Source organism: Halorientalis regularis (assembly GCF_023698535.1).
GTDB lineage: Archaea > Halobacteriota > Halobacteria > Halobacteriales > Haloarculaceae > Halorientalis > Halorientalis regularis.
The window spans coordinates 51,970-72,352 of sequence record NZ_JALJCL010000004.1 but is presented as its reverse complement, the minus strand read 5'-3'; the positions used below and the strand labels follow the sequence as shown (position 1 = coordinate 72,352).

Annotated in this window: 24 protein-coding genes; 10 read left to right on the top strand and 14 right to left on the bottom strand. The window is 67.1% G+C overall.

What is annotated here, in order from left to right; genetic code table 11:
- The first annotated feature begins 161 nt into the window (after positions 1–161).
- Positions 162–1,046: a GAF domain-containing protein gene (locus MU521_RS06115; RefSeq protein ID WP_092688621.1), complete on the top strand. Its 885-nt coding sequence runs from the start codon at positions 162–164 to the stop codon at positions 1,044–1,046.
- Positions 1,043–1,702: an RAD55 family ATPase gene (locus MU521_RS06110; protein ID WP_092688618.1), complete on the top strand. Its 660-nt coding sequence runs from the start codon at positions 1,043–1,045 to the stop codon at positions 1,700–1,702. Before MU521_RS06115 ends, MU521_RS06110 begins: the two co-directional genes overlap by 4 nt.
- On the opposite strand, the gene MU521_RS06105 is transcribed toward MU521_RS06110, so the two are convergent.
- Positions 1,699–2,655: a ferritin family protein gene (locus tag MU521_RS06105; RefSeq protein ID WP_217630107.1), complete on the bottom strand. Its 957-nt coding sequence runs from the start codon at positions 2,653–2,655 to the stop codon at positions 1,699–1,701. The genes MU521_RS06110 and MU521_RS06105 overlap by 4 nt on opposite strands.
- 175 nt (positions 2,656–2,830) lie before the next feature.
- On the opposite strand from MU521_RS06105, the gene purS reads away from it, so the two are divergent.
- On the top strand, positions 2,831–3,088 hold the full coding sequence (gene purS / locus MU521_RS06100; RefSeq protein WP_092688615.1) for a phosphoribosylformylglycinamidine synthase subunit PurS: 258 nt from the start codon (positions 2,831–2,833) through the stop codon (positions 3,086–3,088).
- 79 nt (positions 3,089–3,167) lie between these two features.
- Positions 3,168–3,845, top strand: coding sequence for a phosphoribosylformylglycinamidine synthase I (gene purQ / locus MU521_RS06095; RefSeq protein WP_092688612.1), 678 nt, complete (start codon positions 3,168–3,170; stop codon positions 3,843–3,845).
- Between the two features lie 3 nt (positions 3,846–3,848).
- On the opposite strand, the gene MU521_RS06090 is transcribed toward purQ, so the two are convergent.
- Positions 3,849–4,427: a hypothetical protein gene (locus tag MU521_RS06090; protein ID WP_092688609.1), complete on the bottom strand. Its 579-nt coding sequence runs from the start codon at positions 4,425–4,427 to the stop codon at positions 3,849–3,851.
- 306 nt (positions 4,428–4,733) lie between these two features.
- On the opposite strand from MU521_RS06090, the gene MU521_RS06085 reads away from it, so the two are divergent.
- Positions 4,734–5,384, top strand: coding sequence for a hypothetical protein (locus MU521_RS06085; RefSeq protein WP_092688606.1), 651 nt, complete (start codon positions 4,734–4,736; stop codon positions 5,382–5,384).
- 242 nt (positions 5,385–5,626) lie between these two features.
- Here MU521_RS06085 and MU521_RS06080 read toward each other — a convergent pair whose 3' ends face one another.
- Positions 5,627–6,064, bottom strand: coding sequence for an Ig-like domain-containing protein (locus MU521_RS06080; protein ID WP_139171057.1), 438 nt, complete (start codon positions 6,062–6,064; stop codon positions 5,627–5,629).
- Between the two features lie 281 nt (positions 6,065–6,345).
- Here MU521_RS06080 and MU521_RS06075 point away from each other — a divergent pair, with 281 nt between their 5' ends.
- Both MU521_RS06075 and MU521_RS06070 read left to right on the top strand, forming a co-directional pair.
- A complete protein-coding gene (locus tag MU521_RS06075; RefSeq protein WP_175452779.1) occupies positions 6,346–6,600 on the top strand; it encodes an antitoxin VapB family protein in 255 nt (84 codons plus the stop codon).
- On the top strand, positions 6,597–6,995 hold the full coding sequence (locus MU521_RS06070; protein ID WP_092688597.1) for a PIN domain-containing protein: 399 nt from the start codon (positions 6,597–6,599) through the stop codon (positions 6,993–6,995). The genes MU521_RS06075 and MU521_RS06070 overlap by 4 nt, the downstream gene beginning before the upstream one ends.
- Before the next feature lie 7 nt (positions 6,996–7,002).
- On the opposite strand, the gene MU521_RS06065 is transcribed toward MU521_RS06070, so the two are convergent.
- The 3 genes from MU521_RS06065 to MU521_RS06055 are packed head-to-tail and all read right to left on the bottom strand — an operon-like array spanning position 7,003 to position 9,714.
- Positions 7,003–8,079 (bottom strand): archaeosine biosynthesis radical SAM protein RaSEA, encoded by a 1,077-nt coding sequence (locus MU521_RS06065; RefSeq protein WP_092688594.1) that lies wholly within the window; start codon positions 8,077–8,079, stop codon positions 7,003–7,005.
- A gap of 43 nt (positions 8,080–8,122) precedes the next feature.
- On the bottom strand, positions 8,123–8,548 hold the full coding sequence (locus MU521_RS06060; protein ID WP_092688591.1) for a VanZ family protein: 426 nt from the start codon (positions 8,546–8,548) through the stop codon (positions 8,123–8,125).
- A 44-nt stretch (positions 8,549–8,592) separates the two neighbouring features.
- Complete coding sequence (locus MU521_RS06055) at positions 8,593–9,714, bottom strand: endonuclease/exonuclease/phosphatase family protein (RefSeq protein ID WP_092688588.1); 1,122 nt, start codon at positions 9,712–9,714, stop codon at positions 8,593–8,595.
- 153 nt (positions 9,715–9,867) lie between these two features.
- On the opposite strand from MU521_RS06055, the gene MU521_RS06050 reads away from it, so the two are divergent.
- Complete coding sequence (locus MU521_RS06050) at positions 9,868–11,814, top strand: aldehyde ferredoxin oxidoreductase family protein (RefSeq protein ID WP_092688585.1); 1,947 nt, start codon at positions 9,868–9,870, stop codon at positions 11,812–11,814.
- A 183-nt stretch (positions 11,815–11,997) separates the two neighbouring features.
- On the opposite strand, the gene MU521_RS06045 is transcribed toward MU521_RS06050, so the two are convergent.
- Positions 11,998–12,546, bottom strand: coding sequence for a DoxX family protein (locus tag MU521_RS06045; protein WP_092688582.1), 549 nt, complete (start codon positions 12,544–12,546; stop codon positions 11,998–12,000).
- Positions 12,547–12,674: 128 nt separating this feature from the next.
- On the opposite strand from MU521_RS06045, the gene MU521_RS06040 reads away from it, so the two are divergent.
- Positions 12,675–13,586, top strand: a complete 912-nt coding sequence (locus tag MU521_RS06040; RefSeq protein WP_092688579.1) for an alpha/beta fold hydrolase — start codon at positions 12,675–12,677, stop codon at positions 13,584–13,586.
- On the opposite strand, the gene MU521_RS06035 is transcribed toward MU521_RS06040, so the two are convergent.
- From MU521_RS06035 to arcS, 6 genes are read right to left on the bottom strand one after another with little or no spacing between them, the layout of a single operon-like run.
- Positions 13,583–13,939, bottom strand: a complete 357-nt coding sequence (locus tag MU521_RS06035; protein WP_092688576.1) for a DUF8048 family protein — start codon at positions 13,937–13,939, stop codon at positions 13,583–13,585. The two genes, MU521_RS06040 and MU521_RS06035, sit on opposite strands and share 4 nt — an antisense overlap.
- Complete coding sequence (locus tag MU521_RS06030; protein WP_092688573.1) at positions 13,939–14,214, bottom strand: MoaD-like domain-containing protein; 276 nt, start codon at positions 14,212–14,214, stop codon at positions 13,939–13,941. The genes MU521_RS06035 and MU521_RS06030 overlap by 1 nt, the downstream gene beginning before the upstream one ends.
- Positions 14,214–14,510 (bottom strand): ubiquitin-like small modifier protein 1, encoded by a 297-nt coding sequence (locus tag MU521_RS06025; protein ID WP_092688570.1) that lies wholly within the window; start codon positions 14,508–14,510, stop codon positions 14,214–14,216. Before MU521_RS06025 ends, MU521_RS06030 begins: the two co-directional genes overlap by 1 nt.
- 41 nt (positions 14,511–14,551) lie before the next feature.
- Positions 14,552–14,935 carry a DUF7971 family protein gene (locus tag MU521_RS06020; protein ID WP_092688567.1) on the bottom strand — a complete coding sequence of 128 codons (384 nt, stop codon included), beginning with the start codon at positions 14,933–14,935 and terminating at the stop codon, positions 14,552–14,554.
- Between the two features lie 45 nt (positions 14,936–14,980).
- Positions 14,981–16,183 carry a hypothetical protein gene (locus MU521_RS06015; protein WP_092688564.1) on the bottom strand — a complete coding sequence of 401 codons (1,203 nt, stop codon included), beginning with the start codon at positions 16,181–16,183 and terminating at the stop codon, positions 14,981–14,983.
- A 56-nt stretch (positions 16,184–16,239) separates the two neighbouring features.
- Positions 16,240–17,991, bottom strand: coding sequence for an archaeosine synthase subunit alpha (arcS, locus tag MU521_RS06010; protein WP_092688561.1), 1,752 nt, complete (start codon positions 17,989–17,991; stop codon positions 16,240–16,242).
- A 125-nt stretch (positions 17,992–18,116) separates the two neighbouring features.
- On the opposite strand from arcS, the gene MU521_RS06005 reads away from it, so the two are divergent.
- On the top strand, positions 18,117–18,824 hold the full coding sequence (locus MU521_RS06005; protein WP_092688558.1) for a hypothetical protein: 708 nt from the start codon (positions 18,117–18,119) through the stop codon (positions 18,822–18,824).
- A gap of 23 nt (positions 18,825–18,847) precedes the next feature.
- Here MU521_RS06005 and tgtA read toward each other — a convergent pair whose 3' ends face one another.
- The gene (tgtA, locus tag MU521_RS06000; protein ID WP_092688555.1) at positions 18,848–20,362 is read right to left on the bottom strand and encodes a tRNA guanosine(15) transglycosylase TgtA; all 1,515 of its coding nucleotides are present in this window, start codon (positions 20,360–20,362) and stop codon (positions 18,848–18,850) included.
- Positions 20,363–20,383 lie beyond the last annotated feature (21 nt).

Sequence of the window (20,383 nt, the reverse complement as noted above, 5' to 3'; positions counted from 1 at the left end):
GCTAGCGCTGGCGACGACAGTCATGGTCTCTCTCGGCAACGCCCGGCGAAAAAAGTTGTTTTTCGAGGTACTGTCGACCCGGGGACACAATCGTCGTCTCGGGGACGTGAGGCTGGCACAGACATTTGTACCCTGGCACAGTTAGCTCTATTCAGTAGGACATGGCGGTCACTGTGCTGTACGCCGACGACGCTCGGACAGCCACAGCGGAGGCGCTGTCAGAAGCCGGCCTCGACGTTCGCGAGGCCGCGAGTCTCGACGAGGCGACGGAGACGCTGGCGACGACCACCGTGGACTGCGTCGTCACGGCGTACGATCTCCCCGACGGGACCGGGCTGGAACTGTTCGCGACGGTCCGGGAGACGGCGCCCGATACACCCTGTATCCTCTTTACCGGCGTGGCGACGAGCGAGATCGACACGACGGCCTTCGAGGGACTGGTCGCCGAGTATCTCCCCAGCGGGACGCCGAATGCACACGAGCGGCTGCGGGAGTTGATCGACGAGCTCGTCACACGCCGGAGTCAGGTCGGGTACCCGCTGCCCGACGACGAGGACGCACGGCTGGCGGCGCTCGAACGGTACGACGTGGAAGACGCTGCGACCCAGGCGGCGCTCGACCGCCTGACGGAACTGGCGGCCCACTACATCGACGTTGACAAGGTGTTCGTCGGTGTCCTCGGCGAGCACGAGGAACGGTTCTTCTCCTGCCAGGGTGCGGATCTCGATCCGTTGGAGCGGGAGAACACGATGTGTACCCACGCCATTCTCGAACCCGACGTGATGGTCGTCGAGGACACCCACGACGATCCACGCTTCGAACACAACGACGCGCTGGACCGACTGAATATCCGGTCGTACGTCGGCGCACCGCTGCACGGCCCCGACGGTGCGGCGCTCGGGAGTTTCTGTCTCACCGACGACGAGCCACGGGCGTTCACGGACGACGAGATCGGCTGCATCAGGTTGCTGGCCGACGAGGCGGCCGAACAGCTCGATCTCAGACGAAAGCTCCAGGCGGCACAGACGGAGGTCGAGGACGGATGAGTCAGGACGCCGAACAGCGGTACCGGTTCGGGGGACTCCCCATCGAATCGGTTCGGCCGGGGACGAACCTGCTCGTCGCAGGCCCGCCGTTCGCCGGGACGAAAGCGGTCGCGTTGCAGATGCTGGCGGCCGGCGAACTGGCCGACGAAGGGCTCGTTCTGGTCGCCGCCGATGACACGGCCGAGTCGATCCTGAAGGACTACACCGGAGTCGGCGGTACGTTCGACAGGGGACGGATGGCCGTCATCGAATGTAACTCGTCGGGCAACGACAACGCCGACGAGAACGTCCGGACCGTGCGCTCGCCGAGCGATCTGACCGGCATCGGCATCGAGTTCTCCTCGCTGTACGAGGGGCTGTACACGGAGGGCGTCGAACGCGTGCGGATCGGGCTGTTCTCGATCTCGACGCTGTTGATGTACGCCGACGAACTCCAGCCAGTCTACCGGTTCCTCCACACGGTCACCGGCCGCGTCCGGTCGGCGGAGGGGCTGGCGACCTGTGTGATCGACCCGACCGCACAGGACGAACAGACGATCAGTTCGGTCGAACAGACGTTCGACGGTCGCGTCGACGTGCGCCAGACCGACGACGGCGACCACCAGCTTCGGATCCAGGGGCTCCCCGACCAGCCCGAGGGCTGGCAGACGTTCTAGTCGGCGCTCGTGCCGCCGCGGTCCTCTTCGAGCGTCACGAGTTCTTCGACCGGCGGCAGTTCGGCGTCTTCCTCGGTCAGCACGTCGATCCGGCGACGCACTTTGTCGGTCGCGTACTCGACCAGCGGCGTCGGATCCACGTCCTCTGTCCGCGTCGCCTCGACGGCCTCGGAGACGAACGGCAACAGGTCCATGAGCGTGTCCTGCACGACGCCCTCGTCGACGCCCTCCTCGTGGATGAGGTGCCGGACCTTGTGCATCCCGAAGCCGACGTGGCGGCCCTCGTCACTGCGGATGTAGTTGATCCCCTCGACCAGCCCCTCCAGTTCCGGCGTGTCGACGCCGTCGTCGTACACCTCGGGGCCGGTCTCGCTGAACCGCGCCGAGATACCGTAGTAGCCGGTCTGGGCCAGCACGCTCTCGACGGTGAGGTGGTAGTGACAGTAGGCTTTCGCCCGGTTCTCGGGCGTGTCGTCCTCCAGCAGTCGCTCCATGGCTTCCTCGGTCCGGTCGAACAACTCGACGTAGCCTTCGGGGAAATATCGCTGGTCGGTTGGCCGGGTGACCTCGGCGTCGTCCGCCTGCTCGGCGACGGGATCGATCACCTCGCGCCAGTAGCGGTCGAAAAACTGCGTGTGTTTGGCCTCCTCATAGATCTGTGTGGAGAGAAACATCTGGTCGTCGATGTCTTCGAGCACCATCCCCAGCGGCATCAGGTCCTCCGTGACGGCTTCCTCGCCCGCGCCGAACAGCGCCAGCGTCGTCCGCAGTGCCTCGAAGCCCTCCTCGTCGTCGTCGAACGCCAGCAGGCGCTCGCGGTCCTGTTCGAGCAGTTCCTGCGGGATATCCTCGTGAGGGTCCCAGTGTCGATAGACGGCGTTACGGAAGTACCCCCCGGCGAACGACTCCGGATCGATGCGCATATCGCGACTGGTGTCCCTGATCTGTGTCATGGGATGATACTTGCCCACACGACACTCGGGATTAACCCTGATGCCCCAGTGTCGAGGGTGTTTTAAACGGACCGACGATCGGTGAGTTTCTTTTGGATTTCTCTGCCGAGAAAGGAACGCGACCGGCCGGCGGAGATAACAAGCGTTAACGTCGGTGGTCACGGCACTCCCGACAATGACTGCGTACACCGCGACCGTGACGGTCCGGCTGAAACGCGGGGTGCTCGATCCGGAGGCCGAGACGACACAGCGACAGCTCGAACGGCTCGGCTTCGACCTGGCGGACCTCCGGTCGGCCGACCAGTTCGAGATCGACGTGGACGCGAGCGACGCCGACGCGGCCGCCGAGCGCGCCGACGAGATGGCCGAGCGCCTGCTCGCGAATCCGACCATCCACGACTACGAGATCGACGTCACCGAACGGGACGCATGACCTCACTCGCTCCCGCTCGCGTCCGGCGGACGCTCGCCTCCCGTTCCCTGATCACACTCGCCACCAGGAGGTGGCTCGCGTGACAGTATCGGTAATCCAGTTCGGCGGGTCGAACTGCGACCGCGACGCCGTGCAGGCGCTCGAGGAAATCGGCGTCGGCGCCGAACTCGTCTGGCACGAGGACGGCCTTCCCGAAGACACCAGCGGCGTCGTCTTCCCCGGCGGCTTCTCCTACGGCGACTACCTCCGAGCCGGCGCGATGGCCGCCCGCTCACCAATCGTCGAGGCGGTCCGCGAGGCCGCCGACGACGGGACGCCCATGTTGGGCGTCTGTAACGGCGCACAGATCGGCTCCGAGTCCGGGCTGACGCCGGGCGCGTTCACCACCAACCGGAGCGCCCGCTTCCAGTGTGAACACGTCCACCTCCGCGTCGAGAACGCCGACACCCCCTGGACCGCCGCCTACGACGAGGGTGAGGTCATCGAACTCCCCATCGCCCACGGCGAGGGCCGCTTCGAAGTCGCGGACGAACGGCTGGCGGAACTCGAAGACGCGGATCGGATCCTCTTCCGGTACTGCGACGAAGACGGTGAAGTCACCGAGGACGCCAACCCCAACGGATCGAAACACAACGTCGCGGGCGTGCTGGGCGAGCGCGACTCCGTCGCCGTGCTGATGCCCCACCCCGAGCGGGCCGCCTTCTCGGATATCGGCCCGACCGACGGCCAGGGCGTCCTCCAGGGGTTCTCGGAATAGCGGTCACCGCGCAGCGCGACACGCCATCGTCGTCGCGATGGTCCGGTCCGAGAGACGGTCGTCCGGCCCCACCCGGATCCAGGCCGACCGAACGTTGCAGTCGAAGTCAGCCCGCGTCAGCGTGACCGCGTGTCGGTCGCCGGCGGCTTCGACCGCGACGACGTAGCGCGCCGGGCTCCGCAACTGGAACTCGACGGCCCCACGGGCGGGGACGGCCACCGTGCGGTCGTACACCGCGGTCCGGTTCCTGGTCACGCCGAGTCGGACGGCGACCGAGCGGTTCCGAGCCGCGTCGTTCCAGACGTAGACGGTGACGGGTTCGACGGCACCGGGCCGGTCGGTCGCGACCGTCACAGTTCGAGCGACGAACGTCGTCGACCCGTTCGGCGTCGGGAGCGAGCCCCACGATCCCGACCCGTTCGAGACGCCCGTGACGGTCGGGACGGCGACGCCCCCACCGTCGGTCCCCGAGAACACGTCCTCGTCGACGGTCGGGACCGCCGACTGCTCGGAGTCGACACCGACCCCCTGACAGCCGGCGAGGACGACCAGAACGAGCAGGGCAGCGACCGTCCGTGACATGCGTTCCCTTCGTCGAGCGGACGCGAGTGTCTTGCGGTCGCTCGCGACCGCCCACGCGGTCCCACGGCCCGGGCACCGACGGTGAACTGAATCCGCCTCGGCACGGAGATCGAGCGGGCACGGGAAAAACACGACCCGGACGACACGCTGTAGTGCGCTCGTTCGTTCGATGACGCTCCCAGTGGTCGCGTCACCCGCCTCGCGGCTCCATTCCTCCCCGCTCGGCCACCGCCTCGCGGCTCCATTCGTCCCCGCTCGGCCACCGCCCAGCACACTTATCCGTCGGCTGACCGACGTGTCGGGTAGGTGATTCAGGTGTCGAACATCGCACTCACGGCCGTCCTGTTGCTCGTCGGAATCGCGCTGACGGTCGGCGGCGTCTTCATCTACCGAACGGGACTGAAGCTGTTCGGGTTCCTGCTGGGTGGCGGCGGAGGCTTTTTTGCGGCCAGTACCGCCGGTCTCGGGGCCATCCCGACCGTCGCGGTAATCCTCCTGCTCGGATTCGTCGGCCTCGCCATCGCCAACAAGGTGTACCTGATCATGCTCGTGGTCCCGGGCGCGGCGACGGGCTTCGGCGCGGCGCTGGTGTTCACCGGCACGTCGATGCGTCCGCTGACGAATCTGCTCGACCCCGTGATCCTCGCCGGGCCGGTCATCGGCGCGGTCGTCGCGGTGATCCTCCAGAAGGTCGTCGTCGTGTTCGTCAGCGCGGCCTGGGGAGCCTACCTCACGTGGGCTGCGCTGGCCACCGATCGGATCGTCGCCGACCTCGCCGCACTGTCGGTCCCGACACCCCCGACCTGGGCCAACGTCATGATCGCCGTCGGCGTCGGTATCCAGATCGCCACCTGGGCACTGCTCCGTCACTACGACGACGACGAACTCAAAGCGAAGATCAAGGGGCTGCTCGGTCGTGGCTCCGGTGGCAGTAGCCAGCCCAAAGGCGGTGTCTGACTGCGGTACGGGTCGCCACCGTCCGAGCGTTCGGAACAGTTTTTCTCACTCATATCGAACGGCCGCCTGAATGACTCGTCGCCCTGAACGACGCGTCCAGCAGGCTCGTGCCCGCTACGAGTACCGCCAGTCGACTACCCCGGTCCCGGGGGTGTGGCCGTGACGGACCGCCGTCTCGCCGCCGTCGCCGTCGTGGTCGTCGACATGCCCGACGTAGTGGTGCCGCCGGAGAGCTGAGGGTGCTACCCGGTCGGTGTCCCACACCCCAGCAGGGTCGTGATATAACTGTCCCGAACACCACCCGTTTCGTCGATCCAGATCGCGTAAGCCCGATCGTTGCAGTCGAAATCATCGTCGGTCAACACTATCGTTCCCGAGTCGTTCGCCCGTTCGACGGTAACCGCGTAACGTCCCGACTGCTGCATCTCGAACGCGAGCATCCCGTCGGCCGGGAACTCGAGTCGGCGCTCGTAGATCGAAGTGTTGTCCGGACCGTAGGCCACCGTGACGTTCAGCGTCCGGTTCGGGCCGGCGTTCAAGACGAACACAGCGGTCGCCCCGTCGAACCGCTTGGTCGCCGGATCACCGACCGTCAGCGAGCGGAAAACCCCGTTCGATCCGTCAGGTGCACGGGACGGAAACGGCACGCGCGGCAGGACAGTTCTATTCGAGCCAGTCACATCGGGTGGCGACCGTTTGGCGGTCGACGTGTCAGACTGTGTCGGTGGCGGTGAAACCGAATCTGTGGGCGACGACTCCGAGGGACCGATTCCGGAACACCCACTCAGCAGCAGGAGAGCAGCGAGGACGAGTGCGGGGCGGCGCATATCGACCGTCCCGACGGTCGGGGCAAATGTCTTTTGTCACTCATCGCAGGGGGCCTGGTGGTGGCGTTTGCGACCAGCGAAATCTCACACGATGGCGGCGAAGAGTTTACGTTTACGTAAACGTTAACGTAATCATGGGAAGTGCGAACGAGCACATCCGGGTTTCGAGTAGCGTGAAAGAACGGCTCGACAGTCTCCGGGGGGACGACGAGAGTTACAACGACGTGCTGGAACGCCTCGTCGAGAAACAGTCGGAGAAAGACTTCGAGACGGGATTCGGTATTCTATCGGGATCGGACACGAGTGGACACGTCGAGGCGGTCCGAGAGGCGATGGACGAGCAGATGGCGGATCGGCTCGACGCCGTCACCGATTCCGACCGGGCATGAAGATATTCGACAGTTCGTTTCTGATCGATTACGAACACGGTGTCGACGAGACGCTGGACTTTCTGGAACGACACGAGCGGGAACCCCTCGTCGTCCCGGCGATCGTTCTGGCGGAGTTCGTCGTCGGCTTCGCACTCGGCGACGACCACACGGTCAGTGACGGACTCCAGGCGCTCTCGTGGGCCGAGATCGAACCGATCAGCGAACGGACCGCGATCCGGACGGGCGAGGTCGTCGAAGCGACCGCGGAGCGCGGACACGCAGTGACTGGCATCGACGCCATCGTCGCCGGCGTCGCACGTGAACGAAACGCGACCCTCGTGGTCGGCGACAGCGATCTCACTGCCGAGGCCGTTCGGGAGGTAATCGACGTGGTAGATTACAGGAAAGAGTGAGCCCTGCTTACCGTACGAGCGGCTGGTTGTAGCCAGTCTCCCGTTCCAGCACGAGTTCCCAGGTCCGTTCACACGCACAGGAGACCTGCTCGAACACCGACGGGTCCTGCCGGAGGTCGAAGTCCTTGATCGCTTTCTGGACGCGGTCGTCACACTCCCCGCAGTTGTGGGCCCCGCGGTCGCTGCCGTGACCCACTGGGTCGGAGACGACGATTACGTCCTCGTCGGCGGTCGATTCCAGCACCTCGGCGACCGACCAGAGCCACGGCGGCCGATAGCCCCCGTCGTGGTAGAGGTCTTCGACCATCGTGTGGCGCTGGACGTTGGTGGGGTTCATCGAGACGGTGTGACAGCCCTCGACGGCGGCACACTTCCGGACCGAGCGCTTCATGTCTTCGAGGGCGTCCGGTTCCGAGAGGAAGGGTGGTTTCATCAGCAGGTAGGCCTTGACGCCTGCGCCGGCGTCGCGGGCGTCGGCCGCGGCGCGCTCGAACTCGGAAAACTCGAAGTACTTGTTCACGCAGTCCCGGCGGACGCGGTCGGTCGCGGTCTCCAGGCCGACCGCGATGTCGGTCACCAGGCCCTGTTCCGTGAAGTCCTCGATCTTCTCGCGGTCGACGAAATCGGGCAGAGACTCGACGACGATGCGGTCCCGATCCGAGAAGGTCTCGGCGATGGCCTGGCGAGTCTCTGCCGGGACCTCCCGCTCGTCGAGGAAGGACCCGGAGGTGTAGATCTTGATGAGGCCGGACTCGTCCTCGGCATTCTCAGCCTCGTGGTCCAGACACACGTCGACCTGTGCCATGAGGTCCTCGTGGGCGACCGAGCCGCCCTCGACGGATTCGGCGACGTAGCCACACATCGTACAGCCGCCGGCGCGGGCCCACCGACAGCCGCCGGTGTTGAGGATGATCGTCAGCGACTGGTAGACGCCGTCGGGCGTGTTGTCCTCGTCGATCCAGACCCGCGTGGGCTCGCGCGGGTCGTAGGTTTCGTCCTTGCGGGACCGGATCTCCCGCATCGCCTGGTTGTGGGCGTCCATCCCCTTGCCCTGCTCGTAGACCTCGGGGCTCGGCTTGCTCATTATCGGAGGAGAGCCGTTCCGGGCGTAAATCGCCTTCGACCGGTCACTCCGGCGTCGAGGCGTCACGCAGCCTCTCGGATGCACGACGCCGTGTCTCGACCCACAGCACCAGCCCGGCCAGTCCGGCACCGACCGCGTTGGCGAGCATATCGGCGAGGCTGAACACCCGGAACGGCGCAAGCGTCTGAACGACCTCGATGCCACCACCGTACGCGACCGCGAGGGCGACGGCCAGTGCGATCCGTCGCCCCGTCGTCGCCCGGAGCGCGTACGCGACCAGCAGCGTGAGCGTCGCGTACCCCACGGCGTGCAGCCACTTGTCCACGCCGACGAGACCGAGGGGACCGGTCGGTGCCACTCCGCCAGCCGGCGGGTCTACGACCGACGCGACCAGCACGACCACGGCGTAGCAGACAGCGGGCAGGGCGCGGACCGGGCCGGGCACACGGACCGGAGGCGACCACTGCATATCATCGGCTGGTCGCCCGACGGACAAACCTCCTCGGGTCGCGATCACCGCGGCGCGAGCGTCCAGTCGAGTTCAAGCCCGACGTGGTCGGTCAGGTAGTTGGGCTCTTCCTCGGCGTCGTCGGCGTAGAACTGACCCGGCGGTGCCAGTTGCCGCCAGAACACCCGCCGCCTGATATCCGCGACCGACAGCCGACAGTCGTGACTCGGCCGCGTCGGCTCGACGAACACGTAGTCGATGCGGTCGCCGCCCGCGCCCCCGTCGCAGTAGGAGGGCGGGCTCTCGTCGGAATCGAACGCACAGCCGCCGGTGATGGCGGTGCGGTTCGTCCCGCCCGGGCCCCCGGCGTACTGGAGCCAGGCGTCCTCCAGCCCGAGGTCGTCCCGGACCGCCGTGAGGGTGCCGTACTCGCCCCCGCCGGCACCGACGTTGAAATCGCCCGCGACGACGGTCGGCACGCGGTTGTCCGGGTCGTGCTCGGCCTCGACGGACTGGACGAACGCCCGGAGTTCCTCGAGCTGGTCGGCCCGGTACTCGGCGGGCGTCGGCGGGTCCCAGAACGGGTTCAGATCGACGTACGGGATGCCACCGCCGGCCAGCAGGTGCGTCGTGAACAGGTCGACCTGCCCGAGGCCGAAGTCCAGTCGCGTGTACAGGACGCCCTTCTTGGCCCACGCGTCGGCGTCGCGTGGCTCGTAGCCGTCCGCGTCGAACTCCATGCGCTCCGTCGCGACGATTTCGGGACCGCCGAGCGCGAGCGTGTACAGGCCGCTCGATTTCTCGAATTCGGCCGGCGGCCCGATCTCGTAGTCTATCGCCCGCCCGACTGGCTCGCGGATCGTCTCGCGCTGTTCGGCGGAAAACACCTCACAGAGTGCGGCCACGTCGATGTCGCTGCCCGCGAGTCGATTCCCGAACGCCTCGGCCCGCGCTTGCAAGGCCGGTTTGGCGATGTCCGTGTCGTTGCCCACGATGCCGTTGAGCAACCACAGGTTCTGCCACAGGAACCGGTAGGTCTCGCCTGCGCCATCGGTCGATCCGCCGACGGCCTGTCCGATGCCCGACGCCCCGACGACGCCGACGCTCCCGACAACCGTCGCCCCCGTCCGCAACACGTCGCGTCGCTGGACCTGCTCGCTCCCCGATCGAGTATTCCTGTCTCCCATTTGCTCCCGTGGACCGCCACGAGCGGTCACCACCCAATAATTTCACCGGATATGGACGGCTATTTATCCGATCCGGCGTAACCGGTACCGGTTACTGAGCTCTGGGAACGACTAACAGGCTTCAGCCCTTACGTTATTATGGTACGTTAAATCATGACAGACCTCGGAGGATTCCACGACACCGTCGCTCGCGTCGATTTGAGCGCGGGCGACGTACAGTACGAGGGCATCGACGACGAAGACGCCGAGAAGTACATCGGTGCGCGCGGCCTCGGCGTCAAGTACGTCTTCGATCAGGGGCCCGAGGTCGACCCCCTGGGCGAGGACAACCTGCTGGCGTTCATGAACGGACCGCTCACGGGCACCCAGACCACGATGAGCGGTCGGATCGCCATCTGCACGAAGTCACCGCTGACGGGCACGGTCACCGACTCCCACCACGGCGGCTGGTCGGGCGCACGGCTCAAGTGGGCGGGCTTCGACGGCCTGCTGTTCGAGGGGAAAGCGGACGAGCCGGTCTACGCCGTCGTCGAGGACGGCGAGGTCGAACTCCGGGACGCCTCTCATCTCTGGGGCAGGGGCGTCCACGAGACACGCGACCAGCTGGAGGAAGAGGTCGAGGGTGCCTACGGCAAGAACCTCTCGGTGATGGCCATCGGGCAGGCCGGCGAGAACGAGGTCAAGTACGCCTGCATCATCAACGAGGACGACCGCGCCTCGGGCCGTGGCGGCACCGGCTGTGTGATGGGTTCGAAGAACCTGAAAGCCGTCGTCGTCCGCTCCTCGACGAAGATGCCCCAGCCCGAGGACCCGGAGACGTTCAAGAAAGGCCACAAGCAGGCCATGCAGGTCATCCAGGAGTCCGACGTGACCGCACCCAACGAGGGCGGGCTCTCGCTGTACGGCACGAACGTCCTGATGAACGTCACCGAGGAGATGGACGGCCTCCCGACCAAGAACGGGAAGTACTCCTCGACGAAGTCGATGTCCGACGCCGAGGGTGACGGCGAGCGCATCATCGACTCGGAAAAAGTCTCCGGGGAGAACGTCCGGGAGAACATCCTCGTCGACGAGCCGACCTGTCACTCCTGCCCGGTCGCCTGCAAGAAGGAAGTCGAAGTCCAGGCGATGCACAAGGGCGAGGAGATGAACGTCCGGATGGAGTCCTACGAGTACGAGTCCGCCTGGGCGCTCGGGCCGAACTCGGGCCACCACGACCGCGACCGCATCGCCGTCATGCTCGACCTGTGTAACGACCTCGGGATGGACACAATCGACACGGGCAACACCATCGCGATGACGATGGAGATGATCGAGGAGGGGAAACTCGACTTCGAGGACTCCATCGACTGGGGCGACAGCGAGGAGATGATCGACCTCATCGAGCGGATCGGCCACCGGGAGACCGACCTCGCCGACCACATGGCCGAAGGCCCCGACCACCTGGCCGAGGAGTTCGACGCCCACGAGAACTCCCTGGCCGTCAAGGGCCAGTCGATGGCCGCCTACGACCCCCGCTGTATGAAGGGCATGGCCATCGGCTACGCCACCTCGAACCGCGGCGCGTGCCACCTGCGCGGCTACACCCCCGCCGCCGAGATCCTGGGCGTCCCCCAGAAGGTCGATCCCTACGACCCCGAGGGGAAGGGCGAACTCTGTGCCACCTTCCAAGACATGCACGCCATCTCCGACTCCTTCGACATCTGCAAGTTCAACGCCTTCGCGGAGGGCATCGAGGAGTACGTCCTGCAGTACGGCGGGATGACCGGCCTCGACGTGAGCGAGGAGGACCTGATGACCGCCGGTGAACGCATCTACAACCTGGAACGGTACTACAACAACCTCGCCGGCTTCGACGGCGACGACGACGACCTGCCAGACCGCTTCGTCGAAGGCAACGAGAACGCCATCCCCGCACAGGGCGCGAGCGAGGGCGAACTCGCGGAACTCGACCAGCTCAAAGCCGAGTACTACGAGGTCCGCGACTGGGTCGACGGCGTCGTCCCCGACGAGAAACTCGACGAACTCGGCATCGACGTGGGCCCCGGCACCGGCGTCTCCATGGGTGACTCCGGCGCGGCCGCGCCCGGTGACGACTAACCACCTTTTTTGCGTCGGGTGTCGCGCCCATGGCGCGCCACCGCTCCTTGAAAAACGTGGGCGAAAAAGCCGGTCGCTCGCTACCGCTCGCGACCGGTACGACACTTCGATGACCGACCGCAAAAAACCGACCGTCAGTACCGCCACCCCGACGACGCCGACCGCGAACCCCCGCTGGCCCGCTCAGCCCAGGAACACGCGGAGCCACCGGTTCGACCGCACGAACGACTGCTCCTCGGGCCACGCGTCGACGCCGAGGATTCGCCCCGCGCCGATGGCACCGAGGCCGAACAGCAGGATGGCGTCGACGATGTGGCTACTGACGAAGAAGCCGTGCCCGATCGGGAGCCCGGCCATCAGCCCGCCTTCGAGGTGGGCCGCCCAGAACAGGATCATCTGGAACGCCCCGAAGAACGCGGCCAGCCGGACGAACGCACCGACGAGCAGGGTCAGTCCGATCAGGAGCTGCCCCCATACCACGAGCATATCGACCATGGGCGACCCCGCCAGCGAGACCCATAGCCCGCCGAAGGGGTTGCCCGCCGGGACGGCGTTCGCGAGGAAGCCCGCCGCCGTCCAGTCGGGTTCGAGTAGCTTGGCGATCCCGGCCTGCAGGAACACCCAGGCCATCACGAACCGGAGCCCCAGCAGGGCGTAGCCGACCCAGTGGTCCGAGTACTCGAATCGCGTTTCACGACCGAACAGGTCCGCTTCGAGAGTGCGCGTTGACATGATCTGTGTCGCTCCGAGTGTATATGTGTCAACTATCATTATGTAAATAGCTGCTAATTATCGGCGAATGGGACGAAGACGTAGCCGTGTCGGTGCGGCTTAGTGGCTCGGCCGCCAGCGGACGTGTAATGAGCGACCCACTCGCCGATATCGACCTCGAACACGACAACGCCGTCGTCGACGACGTGCGCCTCCACTACGTCGCGGCCGGACCCGAGGACGGAGAGGTCGTGGTCCTGGTACACGGCTTCCCGGAGTTCTGGTACTCCTGGCGCTACCAGATCGGCCCGCTCGCCGAGGCGGGCTACCGCGTCGTCGCCCCCGACCTCCGGGGATACAACCGCTCGGAGAAACCCCACGGCGTCGACAGCTACGCCATCGAGAACCTGGTCGGTGACGTTGTCGGCCTGATCCGTAGCCACGGCGAGACCGCCCACCTCGTCGGCCACGACTGGGGCGGAGCCATCGCCTGGGCCGTCGGCATGCAACGCCCCGACGTTCTGGACAGCCTGACCGTCATGAACGCGCCCCATCCGGCCGCGTTCGCCCGGGAGTTCGACCTCGCGCAGTTGCAACGGTCCTGGTACGTCCTCTTCTTCCAGGTGCCGTGGCTCCCCGAACGCCTGCTCTCGGCGGGCGGGGCCCGCGCCGTCGGCGAGGTGTTCCGCGATCAGCCCGCCAACCCCGATGCGTTCGACGACGAGGACGTCCGGCGGTACCGCGAGGCGTTCTCCCGGCCCGGTGCCGCCCGCGCCGCCGTCAACTACTACCGGGCCTACGTCGACGGCATCGGCGTCCCGATGGCCAAGGCCACCCTGCCCGGGCTCCGACGATTCTTCGATCCGCCGGGCGACACCGAGATCACGGTCCCCACGCTGGTGCTGTGGGGCGAGCGAGACGCCGCGCTCGGCGTCGGCATCTCGGAGGGCCTCGACGAGTGGATTCCGGACCTCCGGGTCGAGCGCTTCCCCGAGGCCAGCCACTGGGTGCAGTGTGACGTGCCCGAGGCGGTCACTGAGGAGTTGCTCGACTTCCTCTAGACGCCCAGCACCACGCACTCCCTGATCTCCAGGGCCATCTCGAACTCCTCGATCCGGCCCAGTCGCCGACCGTCACGAGTCAACTGTTCGTGGTGGGCCCGCCGCACGGCGTCGACCTCGCGTTCGCCGAGGTCGAGGCGGTCCCGAATTTCCTGCCAGTGACCGTCCTCGACGAAGAAGGCGGTGCGGCCGTCGGTCTCGTAGGCGCGCTCGTACTCGCGGGCGTAGGTCTCGCGCTGGGGGCCCAGGTCCGCGGCCACGCGGTCGACCAGGTCCGGGAGCCGCTGGGGCCCGACGCTCGCTTTCGCCGCCACGAGGATCAGCACTTCCCCCTCGATGGGGTCGCCGGCCATCAGCCACCCGCTCGCATCGCTTTCTGGGTGAACTTCTCGACGAGTTCCGCGACGGTGTCCTCGCCACCCTCGAAGACGACCGACACCTCCGTCAGCGTCATCGAGCCGGCGACCGAGACTTTCTCGGCCGACAGCGTGGCCGTCCAGTCCTCGCCGGCGACGTCGGCCTCCGCGTTGTCCTCGCGCTCGCCGGCGACGAGTTCGCCGCCCAGGTTCTCCAGGTAATGGACCGCCAGTCGTTTCGAGATCCCCCTGAATGCCTCTTCGCGGCGCATCAGCTCACCCCACGAGCGCCGCCCGCGACCGGCGGGAACACCGACAGGGAGTCGCCGTCTTCGAGTCCCGTCGCCCCGCCGTCCATGTGGGTCACGTCCCGGCCGTTCTTGAGGACCGACAGCTGTGGGCGGATGGTCCCGTCCTCGTCGAGCAACTGCGCTTCGAGGTCGGGATACTCGGCCTCCAGCGTCGAGAGGACTTCGGCGACCGTCGCCCCATCGGGGAACTCCCGGTCGAGGGACTTCTGCCCGACGATGGCCCGATAGGTGGCGAAGAACCGGCATTCGAGGTGCATACTGCCACGCAAGTTCGGAGCCGGCATAAATCCCCGCCGCTTCAGAGGTCCCGCAGGCGGATGCCGTCCTCGACGACGCGCTGGTTGCGCTCCCGATCCAGTCGGTCGGCCAGCTCCTCGTGTTCGTACAGCTGGCCGATCAGGTCGGCCATCAGGTTGCGCCAGCAGATGGCGTAGATCGGCGACTGGCCCCAGGCCCGCAACTCCGGCACGAACGCGTCGTAGGTGTCCATCCGCTCCTCGAAGAGTTCGATGGCGTCGAGGACGTAGCCGGCGGCTTCCTCCTCGGATTCGTCCGCGATCGCGCGGTTGATCCGTCGTTCCCAGCCCTCGACGGCCCGTTTCATGTCCTGTTCGGCCGCACCGTCGTCGTCGGGCAGCGAGTCCAGAATGGGTTCCGGAACGGCGAGTGCGATCTCGTCCATACCCCCGCGAGGGGCGGACCGAACTAAAACGTCCCGGCGGAGTGGTTACGCGCCGGCACCGAAGCCGGCACCCGCGCCGCCCCCGGACTCGACTTCGGGGCCGTACTGGAGCTGGACGCCGTCGAGGAACGCCGACACCGACGGGACCCGGCGGGAGAACGAGGCGGCGTTCTCGGGCACGCTAGGCTGGCTCCCGACACGCGCGGTGACGTTGTAGTCACCGAACCGGCCAGTGGCGACGACGTAGAGCGTCTCACCGGATTCGAGTGACTCGGCGAGCGTCACGTTCCCGTAGGCCGAGAAGCCCGAGCCGACCTGGATCCGCGTGTCGGCCGGAATCGCGTCGCCACCCTCGTGGGTCAGCGCGAGGACCTGTCCCCCGCTGGTCGTCGAGACCGTCGCGTCGGGGTATTCGCCAGCCCAGTCGGGCCGGGTGACGCTGGTCGAGCCGACGCCCGAGACGGTCACGGTCATGCTCTCGGTCTGGCTGGTGTTGACGTTCGTCGCCTCCCAGTGCAGTTCGCGGATGACACCCTCGGGCGTGGCCAGAACGTAGCCGCTGGCGTTCTGGAGTCCCGACCTGACGTTCCAGGTCGAGGCCGACCGGTTGAAGCCGTTCACGGCCAGCCGAAGGACCTGCTGGCCGTCGACGGTCGCCGTCCCGTCGACCGACAGGGACATCGAGTTGAGCGTGGCAAACGGAATCACCCGGAAGATGCCCAGGAACTGATAGCCCGTGTAGAGGTTCGTCTCACCGTGGGAGTAGGTGACCGGTGGCGATTTCGACTCGTTCCGCCGAACGACGGTCGACCCGGAGTGCCAATAGGTCTCGGTCTTCCCGGTCGTCGCGTTGACGTACCGGAGCCGTTCCCCGCTGGAGCCGTTCTTGTGGACGAGTCCGAGCGTCCCGCCACTGGATCTGAAGGCCATCCGCGTCTCGGCGTTGGCCACGGCGGCCTCGAAGTGGCTGGCGACCAGCGCCGTCGTGTTGGTGACACCGGAGCTGTCGACCCCCGGCGGGTACATGTCCGACGACACCGTGTCCATGCCACCGCTGCCCGGCCCGGCCAGCGAGATTCCAACGTCCAGCGAGTCCGGGACGTCCGGACTGCTCAGCTCGGTCTCGGCCTGTGCGCCGTTCGTCGCAGTTTCGGTACCGCTCGGGGACGCCGTCCCCTGGCCACCGCCGTTACAGCCCGCCAGAACGAGCATCGCGGCGACCGCCACAGTCAGCAATATGCGCTTCATCTAGCAGGTTTTCCCGGAGAAGACAGCAATAAACTTCCGCTTCGGGGTTGCCGGAACTACCGCTCGTCGACGTGGCGAACCTCGCTGGCGATGCCCCGCGTCGACTCGACCATCTCCGGGCCGCTCATGGCCGCGCGGCCGACGCCGAACGCGGCCGACCCCTCGATCACCACCTCGTCGCCCGGCCGGATCGAGTCGCTGGCGTCGACCACGCCCGGCGCGAGGACGCTCCCGTGGGGCACGAAGTCGTCGATCTCGACCCGTTTGACCGGCACGTCGCTCTCGACCCAGCGCCGGCCACCCGCGAGCGTCAACGAGAGCACGCCGTACTCGGGGACCATCGCGGCCAGTTGCTCGCCGTCGGCGTCGGTCAGCCGGAGTTTCGGGTAGCGTGACTCGGTGTGCAGGTCGTCGAACAGGTCGTCGCCGGCTCCATCCCCGAACTGGTAGTCGGCGATGGCCCGGATCGTGTTGTGCTCGCGCTCGCGTTTCGGATAGGTCAACTCGCCCTCTAGCTCCGCCGCGAGGTTCGACAGCGACTCGCTGGTCGTCGGGTGATCGTCGACGGTGAAGACCGGATCGACGTCGAGATCGGCCGCGGCGCGTTCGACGATCTCGCGGTAGCCCTCGGGCGGGACGTGGGCGATCACTTCGGGGTAGTCGTTGCGCCGGAGGTACGCTTCCAGCACGTCGCTGACGAACTCGATCTCCGTGGCGGTCCACTCGCCCGTCACGACGGAGTCGTAGTGCTGGGCGGGGTAGGTGCATTCCAGTTCCTGGGGCACGACGCCGATGGGCGAGGTCATCGAGGCGACGTGGGCACGCCACTGGATCACGTCGTGGTACTGGCCGTGGCTCTGTGACTCGCTGTAGGGTTTCTTCGCCGAGCAGGGCACCAGCACGAGGGGGCTGGAGAAGCGGTTCCGGTACCGGGTGGTGACGCGTTCTGCGAAGCGCTGGATCTCGACTCGCCTGAGGGTGTCGTCGGTCGCGGCCGTGATCTCCTCGCGGCGGACGACCGGCGTCCGCTGTTCGAGGTAGCTGTACTGCTGGTCCAGCCGCCGGAACGTGGCGGTGAGCCACTGGTCGTGGCGGGCCTGCCCCTCGATGTAGTCCCGGAGCGATCCGTCGCGAACCCGGCGGCGGACCCGCGCGAGTTCCGCGGCCAGCGCGCGCTGGTTGTGTTCGGCGCAGTCCTCGCGGTCGAACTCGTCGCGGGACTGCTGGCAGGCCGGGCACGCACAGGGGAGTTCGTCCAGGTCTTCGAGGAAGTACTCGCCGTCGGTCGCCTGGTAGAACCCCTGGGTGCCGCGCAACACCGCCCGATCCGTGTCCACGAGGTCCGCGCCGGCGTAGACCAGCGTCGCGACGTTGCCGGGCGTGGCGACACCTGGGAGATACAGCGCAGTGTCTGCGGGTGTGGCTTCCCGGGTACTGATGACGGCGTCGACGAACGCGGCCGCGTGGCCGGCGTAGCCGCTGGCGTTCGAGAGGACGTAGGCGTCCGTGCCGTGGGCGGTCGCGGTCTCGGGCGAGACGACCGCGGCGCTGGGGTAGTCCACGTCGGGATAGTCGACGGCGAAGGTGTCCTCGACCTCCTCGGGCGTGCCGGCGGGCAGGCCCCGGTGGGGGAGGACGGTGAGCGTCGACTCGTCGCCGTCGGGCACCTCGCTGTCCTCGGGCCAGAGACTGCCCGCGTCGGTGACGACCTCGTCGGCCAGCGCGGGCGTGGTAAGTGGGTCTGCGAGCCGCAGTTCCCCGATGCGGGCGGCCCCGTCCCGCTCGTGGACCTCGAAGTACTCGGTCATGGCACCGTCTCGGGCGAGCGCGGCCGAGTATCTTTCCTTCCGACGCGCCAGCGACTGACCCGATGACCGCCGTCGCCCTGAGTGATTGGAAAAGCTATATGTCGACTACACTATCACGACGACGTATGCAGCGACGAGACGTACTGGCGACTGTCGGGGCAGCAGGGCTCAGCGCGGGGTGTTTCGGGATTCTGGAATCGAACTGTACGCCGGGCGACCGGGAGCTGGGGGCGCTCTACGAGCGTGTCCTCGACATGGAGAATCCGGACCAGGCGTCGATCCGTGGGACGGTCACCCGGATGTCGGACTCGGAGATGATCGTGGCCGACGGGACCGGCTACGCCGAGGTGAGCACGCCGCTCCGGAAGAAATTCAACACCGACTGGTTCGGGACGGGCGACTGCGTCGAGGTGTCCGCCTCGGTCTCGGCCGAGTACAGTCGCGATGTGGGCCACCTCGCGCTCGAGATCGACGACGGCGAAGACATCGAATCGAACGGCGAGACGAGTGATCCGCCGTCGGGGCCGCCGAAAGAGCCCGACGCCTTCTTCGAACTCGAGTATCAGGACGGCGGGTTCGACGAGCCGACCACCGGCGTGACGCTCACACACGACGGGTCGGAAGCGGTCCAGGCCGAGAACCTGGAGGTCCGGCTCGATCCGGAGTCCGACCTCGAGATCGTTCCCTGGACGGAGTTTGCCGATGCCGACCCCGAAACCGAAGTCGCGCCGGGCGATTCGGCCGTCTTCGAGCGGCGGGGCGACGGCCACCTGATCTGGCGGCCCGAAAAACACTGGGGACGGGCGGTGAGTTCCGGCTGGGAACTGGAATAGGGGTCGATTAGTAGCGCCGCGACTCAGGCGCGCTCGTCGTCCGCCTCGCCCTCGTCGTCACCGAACGCGTCGTCGACGCCGAGTTCGTAGGTGTCCACGGCCTCGGGAACCCGGTCGAGCGCACGCGCGGGCCAGCCGGTGTGGCCCAGCGTGAAGTCCACGTCGGGATTGGCCGCGGCCAGCCGCGCCACGCCGTCGGCAGCCTGGGCGTAGGCGCGTTCGTCCAGCCGCTCGGGCACCTCGGCGTTGAGCGGGTACACCTCCGAGAGGTCCCGCGGGAACGGGCCGAAGGGCGGGACGACCCGCCAGCTCTCGTCGTAGGCCGCGTTGGGGTCGCCCTCGGTGAGCAGGATTTCGCCGTCGGCGTCCAGCCGTTCGAGCCGCTGGTGGTGACGCAGGACCTCGGGGCGGGCCGCGCTCTCCCCAGAGAGGTAGAAGAAGGCGTCTTTCGTGGCGGGATCGGTCGCCTCCAGTTGTTCGGCGTGGTCGCCGAGCGCGCGGTAGCCGTCGAGCATCGCGGGGTGGCCGCGAGCGCGGGCTTCGACGAGTTCCAGCAGGTTCCCCTGCCGGATCGCCTGTTTGATCCGCCTGATCTCCCCGAACGTGACGTGGAGGTTGTGCTCCGCGAGGAGGCGTTCGCGTTCGGCGTCGTCGCAGGTCTCCAGTTCGTCGGGTGTGTGGCTCGCACAGATCGGGCACTCACAGGGCAAGTAATCGAGGTCTTCGAGGTGTTCGGTGCCTCGAACCGTGAGATAGCGGTCGTCGCGGGCGTACAGCGCGTAGGCCGCCGAGTCGAACAGATCACAGCCCATCGCGACCGCCAGCGCGAACATCATCGGGTGGCCCGCGCCGAACAGGTGGACCGGCGCGTCCGCGCCCAGCCCCCGCTTGGCCGCCGCCACCGTGTCCACCACGTCGTCGAAGCGGTAGTCGTTGAGCAGGGGTACCATCGCGCCGACCGGGAACACGTCCAGATCCGTCCCGTAGGCCTCGCGTGCGGCCCGCTCGCGGAGGTCGGGGTAGGTCGAGCCCTGCACCGGCGCGTTGACGAGCATGTCGCCGGTCTCGACCTCGGCGGCGAGTTCCAGACGCTCCTGCGTGGTCGCGAGTTCGTCCGCGGCCTGCTCGCGGCTCACGTCGGGTGGCGTCGGGATGTCGACCGGCGTCCCGATGTCCGAGCCGATATCGTGCTGAAACTCCAGGATCTCGCGGGTGTCCACGTCGATCTCGCCGTACTCGGAGAGCTGGAAGGACCCGGAGTCGGTCATGATCGCTCCGGAGAAGTCGTAGAGGTCGTGGAGGCCGTCCGAGAGTGCCTGCTCACGTGCGTCGTCGGAGCCGTAGAGGATGTAGCCGTTCGTGATGAGGATCTCGGCGCCGAACTCGGCTTCCATGCGGGCCGGCTCGACCGTCCTGACGTGGGGGTTGACCACGGGCAGGAGTGCCGGCGTCTCGACGGTCACGTCCGCCCGGGGGACGGTCAGCTCCCCGATCCGACCGGCGGCGTCGTAGTCACGGACCTCGAACCAGTCGCCCATTGGCCCCGGCTTTCGCGGGCG

What these genes read in the sequence shown, in the direction of transcription:
- MU521_RS06060 (WP_092688591.1), bottom strand. Translation starts at nt 8,548, where the DNA reads ATGCAGTGGTCGCCTCCGGTCCGTGTGCCCGGCCCGGTCCGCGCCCTG.
- MU521_RS06045 (WP_092688582.1), bottom strand. Translation starts at nt 12,546, where the DNA reads ATGTCAACGCGCACTCTCGAAGCGGACCTGTTCGGTCGTGAAACGCGA.
- tgtA (WP_092688555.1), bottom strand. Translation starts at nt 20,362, where the DNA reads ATGGGCGACTGGTTCGAGGTCCGTGACTACGACGCCGCCGGTCGGATC.
- purS (WP_092688615.1), top strand. Translation starts at nt 2,831, where the DNA reads ATGACTGCGTACACCGCGACCGTGACGGTCCGGCTGAAACGCGGGGTG.
- MU521_RS06035 (WP_092688576.1), bottom strand. Translation starts at nt 13,939, where the DNA reads ATGGCCGGCGACCCCATCGAGGGGGAAGTGCTGATCCTCGTGGCGGCG.
- MU521_RS06055 (WP_092688588.1), bottom strand. Translation starts at nt 9,714, where the DNA reads ATGGGAGACAGGAATACTCGATCGGGGAGCGAGCAGGTCCAGCGACGC.
- MU521_RS06040 (WP_092688579.1), top strand. Translation starts at nt 12,675, where the DNA reads ATGAGCGACCCACTCGCCGATATCGACCTCGAACACGACAACGCCGTC.
- arcS (WP_092688561.1), bottom strand. Translation starts at nt 17,991, where the DNA reads ATGACCGAGTACTTCGAGGTCCACGAGCGGGACGGGGCCGCCCGCATC.
- MU521_RS06050 (WP_092688585.1), top strand. Translation starts at nt 9,868, where the DNA reads ATGACAGACCTCGGAGGATTCCACGACACCGTCGCTCGCGTCGATTTG.
- MU521_RS06020 (WP_092688567.1), bottom strand. Translation starts at nt 14,935, where the DNA reads ATGGACGAGATCGCACTCGCCGTTCCGGAACCCATTCTGGACTCGCTG.
- MU521_RS06030 (WP_092688573.1), bottom strand. Translation starts at nt 14,214, where the DNA reads ATGCGCCGCGAAGAGGCATTCAGGGGGATCTCGAAACGACTGGCGGTC.
- MU521_RS06110 (WP_092688618.1), top strand. Translation starts at nt 1,043, where the DNA reads ATGAGTCAGGACGCCGAACAGCGGTACCGGTTCGGGGGACTCCCCATC.
- MU521_RS06070 (WP_092688597.1), top strand. Translation starts at nt 6,597, where the DNA reads ATGAAGATATTCGACAGTTCGTTTCTGATCGATTACGAACACGGTGTC.
- MU521_RS06075 (WP_175452779.1), top strand. Translation starts at nt 6,346, where the DNA reads ATGGGAAGTGCGAACGAGCACATCCGGGTTTCGAGTAGCGTGAAAGAA.
- MU521_RS06015 (WP_092688564.1), bottom strand. Translation starts at nt 16,183, where the DNA reads ATGAAGCGCATATTGCTGACTGTGGCGGTCGCCGCGATGCTCGTTCTG.
- MU521_RS06115 (WP_092688621.1), top strand. Translation starts at nt 162, where the DNA reads ATGGCGGTCACTGTGCTGTACGCCGACGACGCTCGGACAGCCACAGCG.
- MU521_RS06105 (WP_217630107.1), bottom strand. Translation starts at nt 2,655, where the DNA reads ATGACACAGATCAGGGACACCAGTCGCGATATGCGCATCGATCCGGAG.
- MU521_RS06005 (WP_092688558.1), top strand. Translation starts at nt 18,117, where the DNA reads ATGCAGCGACGAGACGTACTGGCGACTGTCGGGGCAGCAGGGCTCAGC.
- MU521_RS06025 (WP_092688570.1), bottom strand. Translation starts at nt 14,510, where the DNA reads ATGCACCTCGAATGCCGGTTCTTCGCCACCTATCGGGCCATCGTCGGG.
- MU521_RS06090 (WP_092688609.1), bottom strand. Translation starts at nt 4,427, where the DNA reads ATGTCACGGACGGTCGCTGCCCTGCTCGTTCTGGTCGTCCTCGCCGGC.
- MU521_RS06065 (WP_092688594.1), bottom strand. Translation starts at nt 8,079, where the DNA reads ATGAGCAAGCCGAGCCCCGAGGTCTACGAGCAGGGCAAGGGGATGGAC.